A 15,532-nucleotide genomic window follows, 5' to 3' on the forward strand; every position below is an offset into this window, starting at 1 on the left:
CTAAGGGCATGCCGCAGGTGCTCGAGTTCTCCGATGTCGTCGTACGCAGAAGCTCCCGGAACATCGTGGACCACCTGGACTGGTCGGTCGAAGACGACCAGCGGTGGGTGATCCTCGGACCCAACGGCGCCGGCAAGACCACGCTGCTCCAGCTGGCAGACACGCTCCTGCATCCCACCTCCGGACGAGTGACGATCCTGGGCGAACAGCTCGGCCGCACCGACGTGTTCGAGCTGCGTCCGCGCATCGGATTCGCGTCGACCGCGATGGCCAAGCGCCTGCCATCCGAGGAGACCGTCCTGAACGTCGTCCTCACCGCCGCGTACTCGGTGCTGGGACGCTGGAACGAGGCATACGAGGACATCGACGAACGCCGAGCTCTGCGTGTCCTGGCCGAGTGGCGGCTGGACGGGCTGGCCGATCGGACGTTCGGCACCCTGTCCGACGGGGAGCAGAAGCGAGTGCAGATCGCCCGCGCGATCATGACCGACCCCGAGCTGCTGCTGCTCGACGAGCCCGCAGCCAGCCTCGACCTGGGGGCGCGTGAGGAGCTGCTGACGCTGCTCAGCGGATACGCTCAGGCACCGACGACGCCGGCCATGGTCATGGTGACGCACCACGTCGAGGAGATCCCGATCGGATTCACTCACGTGATGCTGCTGCGCGAAGGACGCGTGGTTGCGGCCGGCCCACTGCACGAGACCCTCACCGCCGAGGCACTCACCGAGGCATTCAGCACGCCGATCACCCTCAGCGTCGACGGCGGGCGATACGCGGCGCGTGCGGCTTCCTAGGCCCGATTCCTTCTCAGCGGCCGGAGCCTGATAGAATCGGTCCTTGGTGCACTCGCACCGCAGACTTTCCTCGGTTCCTGCGCACGTCGAAGGAACGCAACATCCTCAAGGACTCCGCATGAAGACTGACATCCACCCCGACTACCAGGCCGTCGTATTCCGCGACCTCGGCTCGGGCGAGACGTTCCTCACCCGTTCGACCGTCACGTCGGACAAGAAGATCGAGCTCGACGGCGTCGAGTACCCGGTCATCGACGTCGAGATCTCCTCCGCCTCGCACCCGTTCTACACGGGCAAGCAGCGCATCATGGACTCGGCCGGTCGTGTCGAGAAGTTCAACCAGCGCTTCAAGAACTTCGGCGGATCCGGCAACTAGTCGCACGCCGTGTCAGAAAGGCCCCGCCTCGGCGGGGCTTTTCTGCGTGCCGTCAGCGGATCGGCCAACGGCCGTCCAGCCTGTCGTCGGGATCCAGGCGCCCGATGCGGATGAAGTACTCGGTCAGACTGGCCGCCTGGGAACGCGCCCACGCGATCTGAGCCGTGTGCAGCTCCTCGGCCGCCGCCGGCAGCAGCCCCGCGAAGCGCGCCGCGAGCGCCTGGGCGATCCGTCCCGCCGCGACCGCATCCGCTGCCGCCTCATGAGCGTCATCCAAACGCACGGCGTAGTGCTCTGCGACCACGGCGAGCGTGCGCTTCCCGCGGCGGTACCGGTCGTACGCCTTGTCGATGACCAGCGGATCTATCACGGGTGCGGGGCTGCGCAGCGGCGGGACCCCGTGGCGCCTCGCTTCGCAGGCCAGGAGCGAGAAATCGAACGCGGCGTTGTACGCGACGACGGGGATGCCGGCATCCAGGAGCGATCGCAATGTGTCGGTGACCTGCTCCACGACGTCACAGGCGGGCGCACCGATCTCGCGAGCGTGCTCAGTGGAGATGCCGTGCACGGCGGTCGCGGCCGCGGGGATCTCCACACCGGGATCGGCGAGCCAGTTCCTGGCCAGGATCACCGCGCCGTGCGCGTCGAGAAGTCCGACGTGCGCGCTGACGATGCGATCTTCGGTCACGTCGACACCGGTGGTCTCGAGATCGAAGACGCCGATCACTCGCGTCCAGTCCGGGCTCGCGCCGTGCGGATCGACCGTCCCCTCCACTTCCCGCCTGCTGTCCATGCCCGAAACGGTATGCGCTGCCTCCGACATCGCCGTGAGCCGGCCCGGAGGGCGGCTCGTAGACTCGGGGAATGCCCGTCCCCAATCCGTACGCCGCGCTCCTGGGCGCTCTGCCGATCGAGCGACGGCAGGCCGAGGTTCTCGGTGGCACGACCGCATACTGGGTCTACGGCCCGGCCGATGCCCAGACGACGATCGTCGCGGTCCACGGATTCCGCGGAGAGCACCACGGGCTCGAGCCGGTCGTCGCCCATCTGGACGGCGTGCGGGTCATCTCGCCCGATCTGCCCGGATTCGGCGAGACGCCGCCACTGCCCGGTCGACGCCACGATCTGACCGCATACGCGGACTGGCTCCGGGCATTCGTCGCCGCAGTCGCCCCGGGCGCGATCATCCTCGGGCACTCCTTCGGCTCGATCGTCGTGGCCGCAGCCGTTGCGGGAGGACTGCCGACACCGCGCGTGATCCTGGTCAACCCGATCGGGGCGCCCGCGCTCGAAGGGCCGCGCGGCCTGCTGACCCGCCTCGCGGTGTTCTACTACTGGGCGGGTGCGCGCCTGCCGAAGGCGTTGGGCGATGCGCTCCTGCGCAATGGCGTCATCGTCCGGGTCATGAGCGTCTCGATGGCCAAGACCCGCGACCCCGACCTGCGCCGCTTCATCCACGACCAGCACGACACGTACTTCTCCCGCTTCGCCGACCGGGACGTGCTGCACGACGCCTTCCTCGCGTCGGTGTCGCACGACGTACGCGAATTCGCTCCCGCGATCGCCCAGCCCACGCTCCTCGTGGCGGCGCAGCGCGACGACATCACGCCGATCGAGGCGGAGCGGCACTTGGCCACGCTCTTCAGCGATGCGCAGCTGGTGGAGATCCCGGATGTCGGGCACCTGGTGCACTACGAGACCCCGGCCCCGGCGGCCGCGGCCATCAGGGAGTTTCTTGCGCCTTCCGCTCCCGGTACGCGTTGACGTTCATGCGATTGCCGCAGTTGCCCGTATCGCAGTAGCGCTTGGAACCGTTGCGTGAGTAGTCGATGTACACGGAGTCGCAGTCATCCGCCGAGCACACGCGCACCCGGTCGTACTCGTCCGAGCGGATGACGTCCACGAACGCCATCGCGGCCTCGACGAGGATTCGCGTCGCCAGCGGGGCATCGTCCGAGGTCGCGTGGATGTGCCAGTCGTAGTCGTCGTGGATCACCAGGCGGGGCAGCGCGTGCCCGTCGCGCAGCATCTCGTTCACCAGCGGAACGGCGCCGTCGCGGTCGACATCCCACAGTCGGCGCAGGCGGGCGCGGATGCCGCGGACAGCCGACATCTCTGCCTCGTCCCGGCGGATCGCGCCGGTGTACGGGTTCACCGCGAGGTATTCATCGAAGTCGGAAAGCGTGCGGAGCGTGTCTTCGCCGTCGTGTCCGGGAAGGGTGTTCACCAGGAATACCGCGGCCTTGAGGGACTGCTCGGTGTCACGAATGAACACCATGTTGACTCCTGACATGGGGTGGGCTTATTGTCACTAGTGTAAGCGCATTTGACTCCTGACAGCACAGAACGCCGGAACCTACTCATGGCCGCTCCGCCCACATCGCTCGCTCTTCTCTCTTCGTTGCCGACCCGCCGCCCCAGCACGTCGGGACTCGTTCTGGCCGTGGTGTCGGCCCTGGCGTTCTCCTCGAGCGGGCCGTTCATCAAGCCGCTTCTCGAAGCAGGCTGGTCGCTCGGGGCTGCACTGCTGGTGCGCATGGGCGTGGCGGGACTGATCCTCTCGCCGGCGCTGCTGCTGGCGATCCGGCGACAGCCGACGTTCCTGCGTCGGCATTGGAAGCTCATTCTCGGCTTCGGACTGATGCCGGTGCTGGGCTGTCAGCTGTTCTTCTTCTCGGCGATGCAGCGCATGCCTGTGGCGGTCGCCCTGCTCATCCAGTACCTGGCGCCTGTTCTGCTCGTCGCGTTCGTGTGGCTGCGCACCCGCCGGGCGCCGTCACGTCTGGTGCTGTGGGGCTCGGCTGTCGCGATCGTCGGACTCGTCCTGGTGGTGGACGTCTCGGGCGCGAACTTCGACCTGCTCGGCACGCTCTTCGCCCTGGCGGCGGCCGTGTGCGTGTGCGCATACTTCGTGATCTCGGAACGTGCGGGAGCCGACCTGCCTCCGCTCGCGCTGGCGGCCGGCGGCCTGCTGACCGGCGGGGTCATCATGGCGGTCCTGTGCCTGACCGGAATCATGCCCTTCGCCGCGCCTGCGGTCTCGGTCGTCCTGGCGGGTGCCGAGGTGCCGTGGTTCGTGCCCCTGCTCTGGGTCGCCGCAGTGGCGACGACGCTGGGCTACGCGCTGGGTGTGATCGCGGTGCCGCGCATCGGGTCACGCGTCGCCTCGTTCGTGGGGCTCTCCGAGGTCCTGTTCGCCCTCGGATTCGCGTGGGTCTTCCTTGCCGAGGCCCCCGCACCGATCCAGTTCGCCGGCGGTGCGGCGATCCTCGTCGGCGTCGTGCTCGTCCGGCTCGACGCGCAGTCCGCCGGTGTTCCCCGGAAGGCTGCCGCTACGCTTCCCGTCGTGCCAGCGCCATGAGCGGCGTGACGCGGTAGCCGATCACCTCACCCATCACGAGTGAGGTCTCGGTGCGCTCGATGCCGTCGATCGCGAGGATACGGGCGTCCGTGTCGAACAGATGCTGCGTGTCGCGGCACGCGACGCGAACGAGCAGGTCCACCTGCCCGCTGAGCCCGTGCACCTGCACGATCTCGGGGACACGGGCGAGGTCGGCGGTGATGCGCGGCAGATCTGCCTGATGCACCATGACGCTGATGAAGGCCTCGATCGGGAAGCCGAGGGCGGTGGAAGAGATCGCCCGCTCGTAGGAGAGGAAGACGCCCGACCGCTCCAGACGCGCCATCCGCGCCTGGACGGTGTTGCGGGAGAGCCCGAGGCGTTCTGCCAGGGCGACCACGGTCGCGCGTGGGTCCGCAGCGAGCGCCGCGAGCAGCTCGAGGTCGACGTGATCGAGGGTGCTCATAGTGTGAAACTTTAGCATGTGACGCCGCTTACGGTTTGGCAACATGCTAAGCAGAGCTCCGGATGCTTGAGCTAGGTGCAATATCGACGTAACCTCGGGCTCGTCGGCGACGATGCCGGCGTTCCGCGACGAGCAGCCTCACGAGGGCTTCTCGCAACGAGGAGGGATGACGATGATGCACACCCTGACACCGACGGCCGAACCGGCCACGAATGTGGACGATGTGGCCCGGTTGGTCGGTCCGGATGGCGGGCGCATCGCCCACCCCGACCTCGATCCGTGGGTCGCGGACATCGACGCGGACGCCCTGCGGAGCCTTTACCGCGACATGGCCATCGTCCGCCGGATCGACACCGAGGGCGTTGCGCTCCAGCGTCAGGGGCAGCTCGGTCTCTGGGCCCCCTGCCAAGGTCAGGAGGCCACGCAGGTGGGCACCGCGCGCGCCTTCCGTTCCGACGACTTCGTCTTCCCGAGCTACCGCGAGATCGGCGTGAACTTCGTCCGAGGGGCTGTCGCGTCCGATTTCGTCCTTGCCTGGCGCGGAGAGGCCCACTCCACCTTCAACCCCTACGACATCAACACCGCGACCCCCCAGATCATCATCGGTGCCCAGGCGCTGCATGCCGTGGGCTATGCGATGGGCATCACGTTCGACGGCGCCGACCAGGTCGCCGGCGCGTATTTCGGGGACGGCGCGACCAGTCAGGGCGATGTGAACGAGGCGATGGTGTTCGCCTCGTCGTTCCGCGCGCCGGTCGTCTTCGTCTGCACGAACAACCAGTGGGCCATCTCCGAGCCGGTCAGCGTTCAGGCGAAGTTCCCGATCGCGGGCCGCGCGCCCGGATTCGGCATCCCGAGCCTGCGCGTCGACGGCAATGACGTGCTCGCGTGCCTCGCGGCGATGCGCTGGGCGGTCGACCACGCTCGCACCGGCGGCGGCCCGGCGTTCATCGAGGCCGTGACCTACCGCATGGGCCCGCACACGACCTCAGACGACCCGACCCGCTACCGCGACAAGGACGAGGTCGAGCGCTGGCGTCAGCGTGACCCGCTCGCACGGATCGAAGCGCTGCTGCGGGCTGAGGACGCCTTCTCCGACGACTTCGCGCGCGAGGTCGCGGACGAGTCCGACCGATGGGGTGCGGACGTGCGGTCCGCCTGTCTGTCGGCACGCACACGACCGGCGATCGAGGTGTTCGACGACGTGTATGCCGAGCCCCACGCGGGCCTGGAAATCCAGCGTGGTCAGTTCGCCGCCTACCTGGACGGCTTCGCCGCCGAGGATGCAGCCCAGGGCGGTGCACGATGACGCAGCTCACGATGGCGAAGTCCATCAACGAGGGCCTGCGCCGCGCGATGGCGGACGACCCGAAAGTGCTCGTGCTGGGCGAGGACATCGGCAAGCTCGGTGGCGTGTTCCGCGTGACCGACGGCCTGCTCGACCAGTTCGGTGCGGCTCGCGTGATCGACACGCCCCTCGCCGAATCGGGAATCATGGGCGCCGCCGTCGGTCTCGCCTTCCGCGGCTATCGGCCGGTCGTGGAGATCCAATTCGATGGATTCGTGTATCCCGCCTTCGACCAGATCGTCTGTCAGGTCGCGAAGCTGCACTACCGCACTCGCGGAAACGTTCAGATGCCGATCACCATCCGCATTCCGTGGGCGGGGGGCGTGGGTGCCGCCGAGCACCACTCCGAGTCGCCCGAGGCGTACTTCGTCCACACCGCAGGGCTGCGCGTGGTCGCCGTGTCCAATCCGCAGGACGCCAACGTCATGCTGCGCCAGGCCATCGCATCGAACGACCCCGTGGTGTACTTCGAGCCCAAGCGGCTCTACCACACCAAGGGCGAGGTCGATCTGGACCTCGACCTGGCCGATGCACCGCCGATGGGTCTGGCCCGCGTGGCCCGTGAGGGGTCGGACGTCACCCTGCTCACCTATGGCGCCCAGGTTGCGACGGCGATGGATGCCGCCACCGCGGCAGAGGACGACGGGATCTCGATCGAAGTCATCGATCTGCGCTCGATCTCTCCCGTCGACTACCGCACCGTCGCCGCGTCGGTCCGCAAGACCGGACGGGTCGTCGTCACGCACGAAGCCGCGCGCGAAGCCGGAGTCGGCGCCGAATTGATCGCCAGCGTGACCGAGCAGTGCTTCAACCACCTCGAGGCCGCCCCCGTCCGCGTGACCGGACACGACATCCCCTACCCGCCGGCGAAGCTGGAAAAGCACCACCTGCCCGACCTGGATCGGATCCTGGACGCGGTTGACCGCGTGCTGGACCGGCCGCACAGCCTGTCAGGGCCGGAGTGGAGTTCGCCGGAGTCAGGTCGCGCAGCGACCGTGAACGGGGGGATGCTCTGATGGCCACCGACTTCCATCTTCCCGATCTCGGGGAGGGGCTCCCCGAGGCGGAGCTCGTGCAATGGCTGGTCGCCGAGGGCGACACCGTGACCCTCAACCAGACGATCGCCGAGGTCGAGACGGCCAAGGCCATCGTCGAGCTGCCGTCCCCCTACGCGGGGGTCGTGACCGCGCTGCACGCGTCGGCGGGTGACGTGATCGAAGTCGGATCGGTGCTGATCTCCTTCGATGTCGACGGCGCCGAACCCGAGGCGCCGACGGAGCCGGCCGCACAGGTCGCCGAGCCCGCTGAGGAGCGCGCGCAGCCGAACCTCGTCGGCTACGGCGCCGCACCACGGGGTGCGGGGCGCCCGCAGCGGCGCGTGCGCAGCGGTGCGCGCCCGCCGGCGGCCTCCGACACAGCCGTCCTGGAGGCCGCGCCACACGACGCGATCCACGCGGAGCCGGCTGACGTCCTCCGCGAGCGGCCGCGCTCGACTCCGCCGGTGCGCAAGCTGGCGAAAGAACTGGGCGTCGATCTCGCGCTCGTCGAGGCGAGCGGGGTGACCGGACTCATCAGCCGCACGGACATCGAGACCTACGCGGCGGGCATCCGCGCGCGGGAGTCCTCGGCATCCGTCCCGGCGACGGCCCCAGCATCCACCACGCCGATGGACGGGGAGCGGGTCATTCGGATTCCGGTTCGCGGAGTACGCAAGCACACCGCGGATGCGATGGTGCGCAGTGCCTTCACCGCGCCGCACGTCACGACGTTCCACACCGTCGACGTGACGGCCACCAGCGAGCTCATCGCCTCACTGCGCTCCGACCGCAGCCTGGCGGATCATCGGATCGGCGTGATGGCGGTCGCGGCGAAAGCGGTGTGCCTCGCGCTGATCCGGCATCCGGAACTGAACTCGCGGTGGGATGCCGAGAACGGTGAGATCCTCCAGCACCGGTACGTGAATCTGGGTATCGCCGCCGCCACCTCGCGCGGTCTTGTCGTTCCCAACATCAGCGATGCCGAACAGCTCACGCTGGTGGAACTCGCGGACGCCATCGGGCAGCTGGCCGAGACGGCACGAGCGGGCAAGACCGCTCCCGGGCAGATGAGCGGGGGCACCTTCTCGATCACGAACGTCGGTGTCTTCGGCGTCGACGCCGGAACCCCGATCCTCAATCCCGGCGAGGCGGGGATCCTCGCCCTGGGTGCGGTCCGGCGCCAGCCGTGGGAGCACCGCGGCGAGATCGCCCTGCGCGACGTGATGACCCTCAGCCTGTCGTTCGACCACCGGCTGGTCGACGGCGAACAGGGCGCGCGGTTCCTGCGCGATGTCGCCGACATCCTGCGCGAGCCGGGCCGGGCCATGCTTCTGCGATGACTCTCACGCGGTGAGTGCGGACCGCGCCATCGACTCCAGGATGCCGCGCACGGTGCGGTCGGCGGGCGACGCCCGCAGCGTGCGCATGCTGTGGGGTGTGGAGTTGATGAGCCCGAAGCACGCGTGCGCGCGTACGCGCAGGTCGCTCTCGGACCGGGCCGGATGGATGTCGGCAAGGACCGCGGTCCACAGCTCGACGTACTGCCGCTGCAGCCTGCGGACGGTGTGCCGGTCGTCCTCGCTCAGACTGGCGAGGTCTCGGTCCTGGACGCGGATGACATCCGCGTCGGTGAGGGCGAAGTCGACGTGGAAGCGGATAAGACCGGCGAGCCGGGCTTCGGGGGAGTCGTGAGAGGCGATCACGTCCTGACCGCCGCTGAGCAGCCGTTCGCTCACGCGGACGAGGATCGCTCCGAGCAGCGCCTGCTTGTTCGCGAAGTGCCGGTACACGGCGGGACCGCTGACACCCACGGCCGCTCCGAGTTCCTCGAGGCTCACGCCGCTGAAGCCGCGGTCCGCGAACAGGCGAGCGGCCTCATGCAGGATCGCCGCCTGACGGTCGGCTTTGGCGCGATCACGCTCCGTCACACCGCTTGTCATTTCAGTTAATCCTCGCTAACCTGAATGCTCAGTTAGTGAACCCTAACCAATGGCATCCGGCCGGGCAACGGACGTGATGCGATCGTGACGTCGATGGAGATGACATGACGGTCCCCACTGCCCCTCCACACGCCGCTGGGGCGTCGCGCGGAGCCTCTGGCCGCGTGGGCCCAGCGGGATCGGCCCTGCAGACCGCGGCCGTGCACGACGACGCGTTCGCGCGCACCCGCGACGCCCAGGAGGCCCTGGCGAGCCGGCTGCGGGAACGGCTGGCCGTCGCGGCGAAGGGCGGGCCCGACGCGTCTCGGGAACGGCACATCGCCCGCGGCAAGCTGCTGCCGCGCAATCGGGTCGCACGGCTTCTGGACGAGGGCAGTCCATTCGTCGAGATCGCGCCGCTGGCCGCCGAGGGACTGTACGGGGGAGACGCGCCCGGAGCCGGCGTCATCGCGGGCATCGGGCTGGTCCACGGTCGCCAGGTGATGGTCGTGTGCAACGACGCGACGGTCAAAGGCGGCACGTACTATCCGCTCACCGTCAAGAAGCACCTCCGCGCGCAGGAGATCGCGCTGGAGAACCGGCTGCCGTGCGTGTACCTCGTCGATTCCGGTGGGGCGTTCCTTCCGATGCAGGACGAGGTCTTTCCCGATCGCGATCACTTCGGCCGGATCTTCTTCAACCAGGCGCGGATGTCGGCCGAGGGCATTCCGCAGATCGCGGCTGTGCTCGGCTCGTGCACGGCCGGCGGCGCATACGTTCCGGCCATGAGCGACGAGACCGTGATCGTGCGCAATCAGGGCACGATCTTCCTCGGCGGGCCCCCGCTCGTCAAAGCCGCGATCGGTGAGATCGTCACGGCCGAGGAGCTCGGTGGCGGCGAGCTGCACGCCACCCGATCGGGTGTGGTGGACCACCTGGCCGAGAACGACGAGCACGCCCTGGAGATCGTGCGCGACATCGTGGCGACGCTGCCCCTTCCGCCCGCGCCCGCGTGGGAGGTGATCGAGAGCGTGCCGCCGGCGGTGGATCCCGCCGACCTCTACGGGGTCGTCCCCGTCGATGTGAACCAGCCGTACGACGTGCGCGAGGTGATCGCCCGGCTGGTCGACGGCAGCGCGTTCTCCGAGTTCAAGCGCGCGTACGGCGAGACCCTGGTCACCGGCTTCGCGCGGATCCACGGGCACCCGGTCGGAATCGTCGCGAACAACGGTGTGCTGTTCTCCGAGTCCGCCCAGAAGGGCGCGCACTTCATCGAACTGTGCGATCAGCGTGGCATCCCGTTGCTGTTCCTGCAGAACATCTCCGGCTTCATGGTGGGACGGGATGCCGAGGCGGGCGGCATCGCGAAGGATGGGGCGAAGATGGTCACCGCCGTCGCGACCACGCGGGTGCCGAAGTTGACGGTCGTGATCGGTGGATCGTTCGGCGCCGGCAACTATTCGATGTGCGGTCGCGCGTACTCGCCCCGGTTCCTGTGGACCTGGCCGGCGAGCCGGATCTCGGTCATGGGCGGGCTTCAGGCGGCGTCCGTGCTCTCCACCGTCAAGCGCGATCAGCTCGAGTCCCGCGGTGCCGAGTGGTCCGCGCAGGAGCAGTCGGATTTCGAAGCCCCGATCCGCACCCAGTACGAGGAGCAGGGCAACCCGTACTACGCCACCGCCAGACTGTGGGACGACGGCATCGTCGATCCCGCAGACACCCGCGACCTGCTCGGACTTGCGCTGGACGTCGTCTCGCGCGCACCCCTCCCCGAACCCCGCTTCGGCCTCTTCCGGATGTGAGCGACGTGCCTGATTCCCTCCAGTCCGCCGAGATGTTCCACACCGTCCTCGTCGCAAACCGCGGCGAGATCGCGCGCCGCGTGATCAGGACTCTGCGCACTCTCGGCATCCGTTCGATCGCGGTCTACAGCGACCCCGACGCGGACGCTCCGCACGTGCGAGAGGCGGACGCGTCGTACCGGGTGGGTCCGGCTGCGGCCGCCGAGTCATACCTGAACGGTGCGGCCATCCTCGAGGCCGCCCGCGCGTCGGGGGCGCAGGCGATCCATCCCGGGTACGGATTCCTCTCCGAGAACGCCGCGTTCGCGGTCGCCTGTGCCGCCGCCGGGATCGTGTTCATCGGTCCCGCGCCGCGTGCGCTGGAGGTGATGGGCGACAAGATCCGTTCCAAGGCGCACGTCGCTGGCAGCGGGGTGCCGATCATCCCGGGCATCGACGCCGGCGGGCTGGCCGATGAGGAGATCGCGGATGCCGCGGCCGAGGTCGGCTACCCGCTCCTGATCAAGCCCTCCGCCGGGGGCGGCGGCAAGGGCATGCAGGTCGTGCGGGGGCCGGAAGACCTGCCGGAGGCGCTCGCGACAGCCCGTCGCGTGGCATCGGCCGCGTTCGGCGACGACACGCTGCTGCTGGAACGGCTCATCGAGCGACCCCGCCACATCGAGGTGCAGGTGATGGCCGACGCGCGCGGGCACGTCATCCATCTCGGCGAGCGGGAGTGCACCCTGCAGCGCCGCCATCAGAAGGTGGTCGAAGAGGCGCCGTCGCCGGTCATCGACGAACGGACACGCGCCCGCCTCGGGATCGCGGCGTGCGCGGCGGCCGCGAGTGTGGACTACCTCGGGGCGGGAACCGTCGAGTTCCTGGTCGCGGCCGATCGCCCGCACGACTTCTTCTTCATCGAGATGAACACGCGACTGCAGGTCGAACACCCGCTGACCGAGCTGGTGACCGGACTGGACCTGGTCGAGATGCAGCTGCGGGTGGCGGCGGGCCAGCCGCTCGGGATCTCCCAGAACGAGGTGCGCATGAACGGGCATGCGATCGAGGCGCGCGTGTATGCGGAGTCGCCCGCGCGCGGATTCCTGCCCGCCAGCGGACCCGTGCTCGCGTGGACCCCCGCGCCCGACGTGCGCACCGACTCGGCCGTCGAGAGCGGAAGCGTGGTCACCGCGGATTACGATCCGATGATCGCCAAGGTGATCGCGTACGGCCGTGACCGCGGCGCGGCTCTCGCGACGCTCGACCGGGCCCTGGGACAGACGGTGCTGCTCGGCGTGGACACGAACATCGCCTTCTTGCGCGCCCTGCTCGCCGAGGAGGCGGTGCGGGCCGGGGATCTGGACACCGGCCTGATCGACCGGATGCCGCCTTTCGTCGACCCGGAGCCCACCGGTCTCGCTCTGCGCGCGGCCGTCGCGGCAACCCCGCGCACCGAGGAGACGCGAGCGGCCGCATCCGGCACGCTCTGGCGGAGCGGCTCGGGCTGGCGCGCGGGCGGCGGCGCACAGCCGCGGCGCTCCCTCTTCGCGACGGACGCGGGCGAGATCCTCTCCGCTGAAGCGCCCGCTGATCCGCCCGTCGGCGCACGCACGGCCGTGGACGGGGACGGCGCGATCTGGGTGCACGCGGACGGTGTGACGTCGCGGCTGCAGCCGCTGACCCGTCGTGCGGCGATGCAGCGGCAACTGGCGATGAACGCCGGCCCGGCCGCGGCATCCCACCCCGAACTGCGCGCCCCGATGCCCGGTACCGTCGTCGCCGTGCACGTCACCGGCGGCGCTCGGGTGCGGGCCGGAGAGCGGATCGTCACGATCGAGGCGATGAAGATGGAGCATCCGATCATCGCTCCGCACGACGGAACCGCATCCGTGGAGACCATCGTCGGTGATCAGGTGCATCGCGACCAGGTACTGGCCCGCGTCGCCGCCGACCCGGCCGAGTAGGAAAGGACAGACCCATGCACGACAACCTGAACGACGACGAGCGCGAGCTCGCGGCTCTCGTGCGCGCATTCGCCGACGAGGTGGTCGCACCGCGCTCGTACGAGGCGGATCGCACTCACACGCTGCCGCTGGACGTGGTGGCGCAGATGGGCGATCTGGGCCTTTTCGGACTGCCCTTCCCGGAGGAGTTCGGCGGCCAGGGCGGCGACTACTTCGCGCTGTGCCTGGCGATCGAGGCCCTCGGGCGGGTCGACCAGTCGCTCGCGATCACCCTGGAGGCCGGGGTGAGCCTCGGCGCGATGCCGGTCTTCCGCTTCGGCACCGACTCGCAACGGAACGAGCTGCTTCCGGACCTCCTCGCCGGGCGGGCGCTGGCCGGATTCGGTCTCACCGAGCCGGAGGCGGGTTCCGATGCCGGCGCGACACGCACCACGGCGCGGCTCGACGGTGGCGAGTGGGTGATCAACGGATCGAAGCAGTTCATCACCAACTCCGGCACCGCCATCACGCGATTCATCACCGTGACGGCAGTGACGGGGGAGAGCGACGGCCGCAAAGAGATCTCCACGATCATCGTCCCCAACGGCACGCCCGGCTTCACCGTCGAGCCCGCATATGACAAGGTCGGATGGCACGCCTCCGACACGCACCCGCTGACCTTTCAGGACGCTCGCGTGCCGGAGGCCAACCTCCTGGGAGAACGGGGCCGCGGCTTCGCGAACTTCCTGCACATCCTGGATGAGGGTCGCATCGCGATCGCCGCGCTGTCGACGGGCGCCGCGGAAGGATGCCTGGAGGCCGCGGTCGACTACGCCAAGAAGCGCGTCGTGTTCGGTGAGCAGCTCTCCACGCGCCAGAGCATCCAGTTCATGCTCGCGCGCATGCAGCTGCGCGTCCACAATGCCCGGCTCGCCTGGCACCACGCCGCACGCCTGCGCGACGCCGGCAAGCCGTTCAAGGTCGAGGCGGCCATCGCGAAGCTGACCGCGAGCGACGCGGCGATGGACAACGCGCGGGAGGCCACCCAGATCTTCGGCGGCAACGGATTCATGAACGAGTACCCGGTCGCACGCCACTACCGCGACTCGAAGATCCTCGAGATCGGCGAGGGCACCAGCGAGGTGCAGCTCTTGGTCATTTCGCGGGCGCTGGGCCTGTGATGGGCGCCTCGGGTAGCGTGAGCGCCGTGAACGAGCCACCGCCGCCGCAGCGGGAACACATCCAACGGGGACTGTACGTCGAGGAGCTCGAGGTCGGGGCGCGCTACCACCACCGCCCTGGCCGCACCGCGACCGAGGCCGACAACGTCCTCTTCTCGTCGTTGACCATGAACACGCAGGCACTGCACCTGGACGCCGCGTACTCGTCAGGACAGCCGTTCGGCCGGCGGTTGATGAACTCGATGTGGACCCTCGCCACGATGGTTGGGGCATCCGTGACGCAGATCACACAGGGAACGCTGGTGGCGCAGCTCGGAATGACCGACATCACCTTTCCCGCGCCGCTCTTTCACGGCGACACCCTCTACACCGAGACCGAGATCCTGGACAGCCGGCTTTCCGGTTCCCGGCCCGGACAGGGGATCGTCACCATGCGCCACACCGGCCGCAACCAGGACGGTGCGGTGGTCGCGGTCGCCACGCGCGTCGCCCTGATGTGGTGCCGGGACGCGGCGCCGGGGGAGCGGGACTCGTGACCGCCCTGGAGCACGGTCCGGCGCTGCTGTTCTGCCCCGCCGACCGACCGGAGCGGTTCGCGAAAGCACTGCAGCGGGCCGACGCGGTGATCCTGGATCTCGAGGACGCCGTAGCGCCCGCGGCGAAGACCGCTGCCCGCGGCGCGCTGATCGAGTCCGAGCTCGACGCCGATCGGGTGATCGTCCGCGTCAACGCGCCCGGCACCGACGCCTTCGCCGCCGATCTGGCGACGCTGTCGCAGACGGACTACCGCACGGTGATGATCGCGAAGGCCGAAGGCGTCAAGCAGCTGAAGGCCATCGACCAGCGGTTCGCGATCGTCGCTCTGTGCGAGACCGCACGCGGTGTGGCGGCCGCCGAGAAACTCGCCGCCCACGACCAGGTCATCGCTCTGATGTGGGGAGCCGAGGATCTCGTCGCGAGCCTCGGTGGCACGTCCAGCCGCAAGCCCAACGGGCGCTATCGCGACGTGGCACGTACTGCCCGCGCCCGCGTCCTGCTGGCGGCCGGCGCGCACGGGAAGGCCGCGATCGACGCGGTGCACCTCGACATCTCAGGGACCAAGCGCCTGGCGATCGAAGCGGCCGACGCCGCGGCATCCGGCTTCGCGGCCACGGCCTGCATCCATCCGACCCAGGTCGAGATCATCCGGGAGGCCTATCGGCCCGACCCCTCCGCGCTCGCCTGGGCGCGCGCGGTGCTCGCCGCGGCGGAGACCCAGCGCGGTGTCTTCACCCACGACGGCAGGATGGTCGACGAGCCGGTCCTCCGTCACGCGCGCGCGACGCTGCGGCGGGGCGGATCGTAGCT

Annotated in this window: 16 protein-coding genes; 12 read left to right on the forward strand and 4 right to left on the reverse strand. The window is 69.3% G+C overall.

The annotated features are described in order from the left end of the window. Window positions 1-8 precede the first annotated feature (8 nt). Together ABD655_RS08410 and ABD655_RS08415 are read left to right on the forward strand one after the other, a co-directional pair. On the forward strand, window positions 9-794 hold the full coding sequence (locus ABD655_RS08410; RefSeq protein WP_344713156.1) for an ABC transporter ATP-binding protein: 786 nt from the start codon (window positions 9-11) through the stop codon (window positions 792-794). 118 nt (window positions 795-912) lie between these two features. Next, window positions 913-1,170, forward strand: coding sequence for a type B 50S ribosomal protein L31 (locus tag ABD655_RS08415; protein WP_257502525.1), 258 nt, complete (start codon window positions 913-915; stop codon window positions 1,168-1,170). A 52-nt stretch (window positions 1,171-1,222) separates the two neighbouring features. Here ABD655_RS08415 and ABD655_RS08420 read toward each other — a convergent pair whose 3' ends face one another. Then, complete coding sequence (locus ABD655_RS08420; RefSeq protein WP_344713160.1) at window positions 1,223-1,963, reverse strand: exonuclease domain-containing protein; 741 nt, start codon at window positions 1,961-1,963, stop codon at window positions 1,223-1,225. A gap of 71 nt (window positions 1,964-2,034) precedes the next feature. Between ABD655_RS08420 and ABD655_RS08425 the strand changes: the two genes are divergently transcribed. Further along, the gene (locus ABD655_RS08425) at window positions 2,035-2,934 is read left to right on the forward strand and encodes an alpha/beta fold hydrolase (RefSeq protein WP_344713161.1); all 900 of its coding nucleotides are present in this window, start codon (window positions 2,035-2,037) and stop codon (window positions 2,932-2,934) included. On the opposite strand, the gene ABD655_RS08430 is transcribed toward ABD655_RS08425, so the two are convergent. After that, a complete protein-coding gene (locus ABD655_RS08430; protein WP_344713162.1) occupies window positions 2,894-3,448 on the reverse strand; it encodes a CGNR zinc finger domain-containing protein in 555 nt (184 codons plus the stop codon). The genes ABD655_RS08425 and ABD655_RS08430 overlap by 41 nt on opposite strands. 84 nt (window positions 3,449-3,532) lie before the next feature. Between ABD655_RS08430 and ABD655_RS08435 the strand changes: the two genes are divergently transcribed. Continuing rightward, complete coding sequence (locus ABD655_RS08435; RefSeq protein WP_344713164.1) at window positions 3,533-4,531, forward strand: EamA family transporter; 999 nt, start codon at window positions 3,533-3,535, stop codon at window positions 4,529-4,531. Here the strand turns inward: ABD655_RS08435 and ABD655_RS08440 are convergent. Continuing rightward, on the reverse strand, window positions 4,503-4,976 hold the full coding sequence (locus ABD655_RS08440; protein ID WP_344713167.1) for an Lrp/AsnC family transcriptional regulator: 474 nt from the start codon (window positions 4,974-4,976) through the stop codon (window positions 4,503-4,505). The genes ABD655_RS08435 and ABD655_RS08440 overlap by 29 nt on opposite strands. 166 nt (window positions 4,977-5,142) lie before the next feature. Between ABD655_RS08440 and pdhA the strand changes: the two genes are divergently transcribed. From pdhA to ABD655_RS08455, 3 genes are read left to right on the forward strand one after another with little or no spacing between them, the layout of a single operon-like run. Continuing rightward, window positions 5,143-6,285: a pyruvate dehydrogenase (acetyl-transferring) E1 component subunit alpha gene (gene pdhA / locus ABD655_RS08445; protein WP_344713169.1), complete on the forward strand. Its 1,143-nt coding sequence runs from the start codon at window positions 5,143-5,145 to the stop codon at window positions 6,283-6,285. After that, on the forward strand, window positions 6,282-7,340 hold the full coding sequence (locus tag ABD655_RS08450; RefSeq protein ID WP_344713171.1) for an alpha-ketoacid dehydrogenase subunit beta: 1,059 nt from the start codon (window positions 6,282-6,284) through the stop codon (window positions 7,338-7,340). The genes pdhA and ABD655_RS08450 overlap by 4 nt, the downstream gene beginning before the upstream one ends. Continuing rightward, window positions 7,340-8,701 carry a dihydrolipoamide acetyltransferase family protein gene (locus ABD655_RS08455; protein ID WP_344713173.1) on the forward strand — a complete coding sequence of 454 codons (1,362 nt, stop codon included), beginning with the start codon at window positions 7,340-7,342 and terminating at the stop codon, window positions 8,699-8,701. Before ABD655_RS08450 ends, ABD655_RS08455 begins: the two co-directional genes overlap by 1 nt. 3 nt (window positions 8,702-8,704) lie before the next feature. Here ABD655_RS08455 and ABD655_RS08460 read toward each other — a convergent pair whose 3' ends face one another. Then, window positions 8,705-9,301, reverse strand: a complete 597-nt coding sequence (locus ABD655_RS08460; RefSeq protein ID WP_344713175.1) for an SACE_7040 family transcriptional regulator — start codon at window positions 9,299-9,301, stop codon at window positions 8,705-8,707. Between the two features lie 200 nt (window positions 9,302-9,501). Here ABD655_RS08460 and ABD655_RS08465 point away from each other — a divergent pair, with 200 nt between their 5' ends. The 5 genes from ABD655_RS08465 to ABD655_RS08485 are packed head-to-tail and all read left to right on the forward strand — an operon-like array spanning window position 9,502 to window position 15,530. Beyond that, complete coding sequence (locus tag ABD655_RS08465; protein WP_344715755.1) at window positions 9,502-11,082, forward strand: carboxyl transferase domain-containing protein; 1,581 nt, start codon at window positions 9,502-9,504, stop codon at window positions 11,080-11,082. Between the two features lie 32 nt (window positions 11,083-11,114). Beyond that, window positions 11,115-13,025 (forward strand): acetyl/propionyl/methylcrotonyl-CoA carboxylase subunit alpha, encoded by a 1,911-nt coding sequence (locus ABD655_RS08470; RefSeq protein WP_425561676.1) that lies wholly within the window; start codon window positions 11,115-11,117, stop codon window positions 13,023-13,025. A gap of 14 nt (window positions 13,026-13,039) precedes the next feature. Beyond that, entirely contained in the window at window positions 13,040-14,185 is a 1,146-nt protein-coding gene (locus tag ABD655_RS08475) for an acyl-CoA dehydrogenase family protein (RefSeq protein ID WP_344713177.1), read from the forward strand. Further along, the gene (locus tag ABD655_RS08480; protein ID WP_378721441.1) at window positions 14,185-14,721 is read left to right on the forward strand and encodes a MaoC family dehydratase; all 537 of its coding nucleotides are present in this window, start codon (window positions 14,185-14,187) and stop codon (window positions 14,719-14,721) included. Before ABD655_RS08475 ends, ABD655_RS08480 begins: the two co-directional genes overlap by 1 nt. Next, window positions 14,718-15,530, forward strand: a complete 813-nt coding sequence (locus ABD655_RS08485; RefSeq protein ID WP_344713179.1) for an HpcH/HpaI aldolase/citrate lyase family protein — start codon at window positions 14,718-14,720, stop codon at window positions 15,528-15,530. The genes ABD655_RS08480 and ABD655_RS08485 overlap by 4 nt, the downstream gene beginning before the upstream one ends. Window positions 15,531-15,532: the final 2 nt, after the last annotated feature.

The sequence above is a fragment of the Microbacterium terregens genome (assembly GCF_039534975.1).
Taxonomy (GTDB): Bacteria; Actinomycetota; Actinomycetes; order Actinomycetales; family Microbacteriaceae; genus Microbacterium; species Microbacterium terregens.

Coding starts and splice junctions, on each gene's coding strand:
- ABD655_RS08410 (WP_344713156.1), top strand. CDS start 9: ATGCCGCAGGTGCTCGAGTTCTCCGATGTCGTCGTACGCAGAAGCTCC.
- ABD655_RS08415 (WP_257502525.1), top strand. CDS start 913: ATGAAGACTGACATCCACCCCGACTACCAGGCCGTCGTATTCCGCGAC.
- ABD655_RS08420 (WP_344713160.1), bottom strand. CDS start 1,963: ATGGACAGCAGGCGGGAAGTGGAGGGGACGGTCGATCCGCACGGCGCG.
- ABD655_RS08425 (WP_344713161.1), top strand. CDS start 2,035: ATGCCCGTCCCCAATCCGTACGCCGCGCTCCTGGGCGCTCTGCCGATC.
- ABD655_RS08430 (WP_344713162.1), bottom strand. CDS start 3,448: ATGGTGTTCATTCGTGACACCGAGCAGTCCCTCAAGGCCGCGGTATTC.
- ABD655_RS08435 (WP_344713164.1), top strand. CDS start 3,533: ATGGCCGCTCCGCCCACATCGCTCGCTCTTCTCTCTTCGTTGCCGACC.
- ABD655_RS08440 (WP_344713167.1), bottom strand. CDS start 4,976: ATGAGCACCCTCGATCACGTCGACCTCGAGCTGCTCGCGGCGCTCGCT.
- pdhA (WP_344713169.1), top strand. CDS start 5,143: ATGACGATGATGCACACCCTGACACCGACGGCCGAACCGGCCACGAAT.
- ABD655_RS08450 (WP_344713171.1), top strand. CDS start 6,282: ATGACGCAGCTCACGATGGCGAAGTCCATCAACGAGGGCCTGCGCCGC.
- ABD655_RS08455 (WP_344713173.1), top strand. CDS start 7,340: ATGGCCACCGACTTCCATCTTCCCGATCTCGGGGAGGGGCTCCCCGAG.
- ABD655_RS08460 (WP_344713175.1), bottom strand. CDS start 9,301: ATGACAAGCGGTGTGACGGAGCGTGATCGCGCCAAAGCCGACCGTCAG.
- ABD655_RS08470 (WP_425561676.1), top strand. CDS start 11,115: ATGTTCCACACCGTCCTCGTCGCAAACCGCGGCGAGATCGCGCGCCGC.
- ABD655_RS08475 (WP_344713177.1), top strand. CDS start 13,040: ATGCACGACAACCTGAACGACGACGAGCGCGAGCTCGCGGCTCTCGTG.
- ABD655_RS08480 (WP_378721441.1), top strand. CDS start 14,185: ATGGGCGCCTCGGGTAGCGTGAGCGCCGTGAACGAGCCACCGCCGCCG.